This is a genomic window from Steroidobacter sp., from assembly GCF_016790065.1.
Lineage (GTDB): Bacteria > Pseudomonadota > Gammaproteobacteria > Steroidobacterales > Steroidobacteraceae > Steroidobacter.
The window spans coordinates 1-5,597 of sequence record NZ_JAEUPY010000184.1; the positions used below are offsets into that span (position 1 = coordinate 1).

Annotated in this window: 4 protein-coding genes and 1 pseudogene; 4 read left to right on the forward strand and 1 reads right to left on the reverse strand. The window is 60.7% G+C overall.

What is annotated here, in order from left to right; translation table 11 throughout:
• The 4 genes and pseudogenes from JNL55_RS08115 to JNL55_RS08130 all read left to right on the forward strand — a co-directional run.
• Positions 1–443 (forward strand): annotated as a pseudogene (locus JNL55_RS08115) (hypothetical protein); the annotation flags it as partial.
• A 23-nt stretch (positions 444–466) separates the two neighbouring features.
• Positions 467–1,081 (forward strand): hypothetical protein, encoded by a 615-nt coding sequence (locus tag JNL55_RS08120; protein ID WP_293851777.1) that lies wholly within the window; start codon positions 467–469, stop codon positions 1,079–1,081.
• A 41-nt stretch (positions 1,082–1,122) separates the two neighbouring features.
• Positions 1,123–2,334 carry a serine hydrolase domain-containing protein gene (locus JNL55_RS08125; protein WP_293851780.1) on the forward strand — a complete coding sequence of 404 codons (1,212 nt, stop codon included), beginning with the start codon at positions 1,123–1,125 and terminating at the stop codon, positions 2,332–2,334.
• A 130-nt stretch (positions 2,335–2,464) separates the two neighbouring features.
• Positions 2,465–4,840 carry an acylase gene (locus JNL55_RS08130; protein WP_293851783.1) on the forward strand — a complete coding sequence of 792 codons (2,376 nt, stop codon included), beginning with the start codon at positions 2,465–2,467 and terminating at the stop codon, positions 4,838–4,840.
• A gap of 17 nt (positions 4,841–4,857) precedes the next feature.
• On the opposite strand, the gene JNL55_RS08135 is transcribed toward JNL55_RS08130, so the two are convergent.
• Positions 4,858–5,597 (reverse strand): PstS family phosphate ABC transporter substrate-binding protein (locus JNL55_RS08135; protein WP_293851785.1); only part of this gene is annotated, 740 nt, incomplete at its 5' end.

A 5,597-nucleotide genomic window follows, 5' to 3' on the forward strand; every position in this document is an offset into this window, starting at 1 on the left:
ATCACATGAGTACACCGCATCGCAGTCTGTACGACGCGTTGCAGGCATTGTTCGCGGGCTGGCGCATGCCGCGCATGGTCAATGACGTCGAGCAGCGATTCGACATGCGAGACGTCGATGCGCATTACTCAGCGCTGGCTACACGCTTCGGATTTCCGATAGCGCCATCTCCTGCCGCGTTCGCAGTAGCTGCGGATGGACTGCTGGCCACGGACTCAACCGGCGCACTGGCAATCATGCGTCGCGCTGTACTCGAGTATCCCTATCTCGCCGGACCTCACCGGCAACTTGCCGAAGCCTTGGAACGACTCGGTCGCAAGGAAGAAGCGTTACTCGAGTACGAACGAGCGGTGCGCGCCGCCGTCGACGATGAACAACCCTTTAGCAATCCCATCGATGAGTACCGCGCCAAGCTGAAGGCCTTGGCACGGAACCCAAATTAGAGATCCAACCAAAGGTGTGAACGATGAATACAACAAAGATCTGGTACGGGCTGGGAACGATCGCGGCGCTCGGAGTGGCCGCTCCCGATCTCAGTCATGCCGCAGGCGCTGAGAGTGCGACGGTACAGACGGCAGAGAATTTTCCAGGCGACTTCACCGGCGCGCTGGCCAAGATCTTTGCCGGCGAAGGCGGTGAAGGTGGCGATGGGCTCACGACCATGTGGCCGCGCATCTCGGCGCCCGCACTGACTGGCGAGCAGATCAAGCAAGCAGTGACTGGCAACTCGCTGAGCATTCCGCATCACTATGCGTTGAACTTCGCGGACGGCGATGCACTTGGCGGCTATGAGGTGGAACTGAATAAGATTCCGGAGAAATCCTGCCCGGCGCCGGAAGTGGTCGGCGATCTGTTCCTGAAGCACGGCGACACCTGCTTCTCACGCAAGGTCAATCCGTGGGCCGGCACGTGGAAGGTGCAAGGCAATCAATTGTGCGTGGATTTGAAGTGGCAAGCGAAGTCGTTCAAGGACTGCTGGCACGTCGTCATCCTGCTCGACCGTATCGCTCTGTTCAATCCGAGCGGCGCGTTGCACGGCAAGGGGAATACCTTGCACAAGGGCAAGCACGGCGACGAGTAGCAGATAGACCGAAGAGCACGCACACCGGGGGCCAGATAGAGATGCAGTATTCGACGATTGGGTTGCTGAGAAACGTTCTGTTGTGGAGCGCGTGTGCTCTGTTCATGCGAGATGGCGTCGCCGCGCCGGTGGCGTCATCGCAAGCACAGGAAGCGATCAAGAGTTATCTGTTGCGCTGGCAGGCGGAGACGGGAGCCCCCGGTGTCTCCGCCGCAGTAGCAGTGAATGGACAGATCGTGTTTTCGGGCGGCGTGGGCCTGTCCGATCTGCAAAGCGCGACACCGCAGGACGGCCGCAGCGTTCACAACCTCGGTTCCTTATCGAGTGTGATGAGCGCGGTGGCGACCATGCAATTGGTGGAGCGGGGCAAGATCAAACTCGATGCGCCAGTCCACGACTACGTTCCTTGGTATCCGCGCCGAGCGAATCCGGTCACGCTCAGGCACGTGCTGTCGCACAGCTCTGGCATCCGAGACTACAGCTACGAAGGAGATGAGTTCGGCCCGGGCAACGTGCTCTGGTTTCGGCAGTTCGACAACTTCGAGGAATCGACTCGGGGTTGGCGAGACGATCCGCTGTTGTTCGAGCCCGGCACTCGCTGGATGCAATCCACGGTCGCACCGAACCTGATCCAGGCAGTCATCGAAGCGGTCACTGGCGAAAGCTTCGAGAGCTATCTGAGTAAGAATGTGTGGCAGCCGGCGGGCATGGCCGATACGCGCTTCGATGTCACTTCGCGCATCGTTCCTCGACGAGGACGAGGCTACGTCCGCTCCGAATCCGGAGAGCTTCGCAACGCGCCCGACGAGAATGTCAGCTACAAGTATGCAGCGGCCGGCGTGCTCTCGACCGACGAAGACCTGTGTCTGTTCGGGATCGCACTCAACTCGGGCCGGCTGCTCAAACCAGAGTCGTTGCGTGAGATGTATCGCTTGCAACTGCCGTCCGATATCCGGTACTCACCGGCGGATGAAGCCAGCTACGCCAAGGACCACCCAGGCCAGGTCAGGCCATCCCGTGGCTTGCGACAAGCTATGTTCTTCCAGCTGGATCGTCGTGATGACGGCGTCAGCGTCGGGCGTTCCGGTAGCCTGAAGGGAGCAGAGTCGCGCTTCACCAACTATCACCAAGACAACGTCGTCGTTGCTCTACATTTCAACGTCCAGGATGCCGGTGGCGCTGTCGACCTCGCCGACGCAGCGGCTGCGCTGGCGCGACTGTATTTACCGTCGCGGTCTGGTTCCGTCAGGTAGGACAAGAGGGCTCACTTAAGTTGCCCCGCACGGCGACAGCTACATACAATTAGTCGGCTTCGGCGGCGAGAGCCCGCAGGTCTCGCCGTATTCCGCACCGTGGTACGTGTGCTTCTTTCGAACTCGACAGATGACCAAAATAACAAACAAGCTGATGTGGGTCGGTGTTGCCATCTCAATGGCCCTGGGTCTGACTGCATGCCGGAATCAGGAGCCCAGTAAAGCCTCGACCTATGCGGCGGAAATTCGCCGCACCTCCTTCGGAATACCGCACATCGTCGCCAAGGACGAGGCGGGGATAGGCTACGGATTCGGCTACGCCTACGCGCAGGACAACTTCTGCATGTTCGCGGAAATGCTGGTCACCGTGAACGGCGATCGGTCGCGCTACTTCGGGCCGGACCAGACTGACGGGCCCGACGTGGAGACCGGCTCGATCAAGTTGACCAATCTACAGTCGGATTTCTTTTTCAAGATGCTCAATGCCCCGGAGCAAGTGACTCGCTCGTGGCAACACCAAAACGCTGAGTCGCAGGCGCTGGTTCGGGGGTTCACCGCCGGCTTCAATCGCTATCTAGCAGATACTCCAGCCGAGCAGCAGCCAGCGCAGTGTCGTGGCGCGCCTTGGGTTCGTAAGATCAGCGAGCAGGACATCATGCGCTTGGCCCGGCGCTTGGCCTCCGAAGGTCCGTTCATGCAATTGATGCCGGCGCTGCTGGCGGTACAGCCCCCGGACTCAAACCGCGAGCCGATGGCGCACTTTGACGTCGATCTGCGGTACGCGAGCCGCGAATGGCTCGGTAGCAATGGCGTGGCACTCGGGAAGGAGGCGACCGAGAACGGCCGCGGTCTGCTCTTCGGCAACCCGCATTACCCCTGGTTTGGCTCGCTACGCTTTTACCAGTTGCATCTCACGATTCCCGGCAAGCTCGATGTCATGGGCGTGACCTTCGGCGGCTTTCCAGTGGTGCGCAGTGGTTTCAATCGCGACGTCGCGTGGACCCACACGGTCAACACTTCCGGTCATGTCGTGTTCTACGCCCTCACGCTCGATCCGCAGGATCCCACGAAGTACGTGGTCGATGGCCAGACCAAGGCGATGACGCGCGAAACCGTCACCGTCGACGTGAAAGGAGCGGACGGTGCGATCTCGAAGCGCACCCACGACTTCTGGCGCACGGACTTCGGCCTGATCGTGCAGCTGCCCGGTAAATTGCAGTGGGGCGATGGCAAGGCCTATGCGTTGTTCAGCCCGAGCCTGGACAATCACCGCATGATCGAGACTTGGTATGCGATGGACCGCGCCAGTTCGCTCGATGGCTTACAGAGCGCGATGACCGAGCACGTCGGTATCCCGTGGACCAACACCATCGCCGCAGACGCCGATGGCAACACGCTCTACGCCAATGTCTCGGTCGTGCCGCGCGTGACTCAGGCGAAGGAAGCTGCCTGCATCGCCGAGCCGTACAAAAAGTTAATCGACGAGAAATTGTGGGTGCTCACGGCCAGCGCTGCTTGCCAGCTGGAGAGCGAACCGGGTGGGCTGCAGCCTGGCATCTTTGCTGGATCGGAACTGCCGGTGCTGCGGCGGACAGATTTCGTGCAAAACTCTAACGAGAGCGCCTGGCTCGCCAATCCCGCGCAGCCACTCACCGGCTTCCCATCCATCGTGGCCGCCAAAGACTATCCGCAGAATGGTCGCACGCGCCTGGGCATCACTCAGATCCAAGCGCGACTCGCCGGCAAGGATGGTCTCGAGGGCAACCGGTTCAACATGCGCAAGCTGCAGCAGATCGCGTTCAACAACCACTCGTATCTCGGCAATCTTCTGCGTGATGATCTACGTACGGTCTGTTCTGATACGCGCCCGGTCGTGCTCGACGGCAAGTCGGTGTCGGTGGCCGAGGCTTGTGCGGTCATCGCGAAATGGGACGGCAAGGCCAACTTGGATAGCATCGGCGTGTTCTTGGCGATGAAATGGATTCGAGGGTTCGCCATGGAAGGGGGCACCGTGGCGAAAGACATCTGGGCTGTGCCGTTCTCAGCCCAAGATCCCGTCAACACTCCGCGCGGTATCAAACTACGCGACCCCGCCACTTTGGCCAAGATGCGTGCGGCGCTGGCCCGGGCGGTGCTGGAAGCGCAGGCGGCGGGCATTGATCCCGCCAAACCCTGGGGCGAAATTCAGATCGCCGATTTCGGTGGCCGACTCACTCCGATGCACGGCGCCGACAGTGCCGATGTCTACAACCTCATTCGCGGCGACGCGCGCGATGGCAATTTGCGAGTCAGATTCGGCTCCAGCTACATTCAGGTCGTGCAGTTTGAAGACGACGGGCCACGCGTTGAAGCTTTCCTGACGTACTCGCAATCCACTGATCCCGCCTCTCCACACTTCTCTGATCAGACCCCGCGCTTCGGCGAGCTGGGCTGGATCCCTCTGCCGTTTACTGAGGCACAGATCAAGGCGGATCCGGAGTATCGCAGCACCAAGCTCGAAGAGTAGCCGTCGGCCTGCGGCGCTCAGGTCCTTTTCTTGCGCTCCGGCGGCAGCTCGCGAGACAGCAGCTTGTTGAGCTGCTTCTCGGCTAGCGCCGGAGTGAGAGGAAGGTAGCTGCCTTCGTTTGCGACTGCCTGTTGACCCTGCGCGCTCAGCACGTAGCGCACGAACTCTTCGACGAGCGGTGTGACACGAGGCTCGGCGAGTTCGCCGCGGGCATTGTCGATGGTGAAATACAGATACACCGGACGAGCCAGCGGATAGCTGCGATCACTCACGTTGGCGCGGTTCAGGGCCACGGCCGAAGTCGATCCAGAAGGAGCGATCGCAAGCGGCTTCACCGCATCGGTGCGATAGCTCAGCGCCGTGTATGCGATCCCGTACTTATCGTTGCCGAGATCGGCGACCATCTGTTTGCGATCCGCATACTCGCGCAAGTCTTCATTCCACATGGCGCCGCCATCGAGCACCTGACGTTGAAACTCCGTGATGGCACCGGCGCCGAGCAGCGGTGGCCCGTAGACGTGAATGGGTTGTTTGGCCCAAGCGCCTTTCAATCCCAACTGGCCCCAGGTGCGCAGATTCTGGTCGCTGCCTCGCGAGGCTTGCGTGTTCCACACTAAAGCGTTCCAACCGCCGGTGCGCTGGGCGCCGAAGATGCCGTCCAGCTGTTGCATGCTGAGTTTGCTGAGCGGATTGTCCTTGTGAACCAAGATGGCGTACGCAGCCGACTTGTGCGCAGCCTGGTCACTACCGGTGGCCA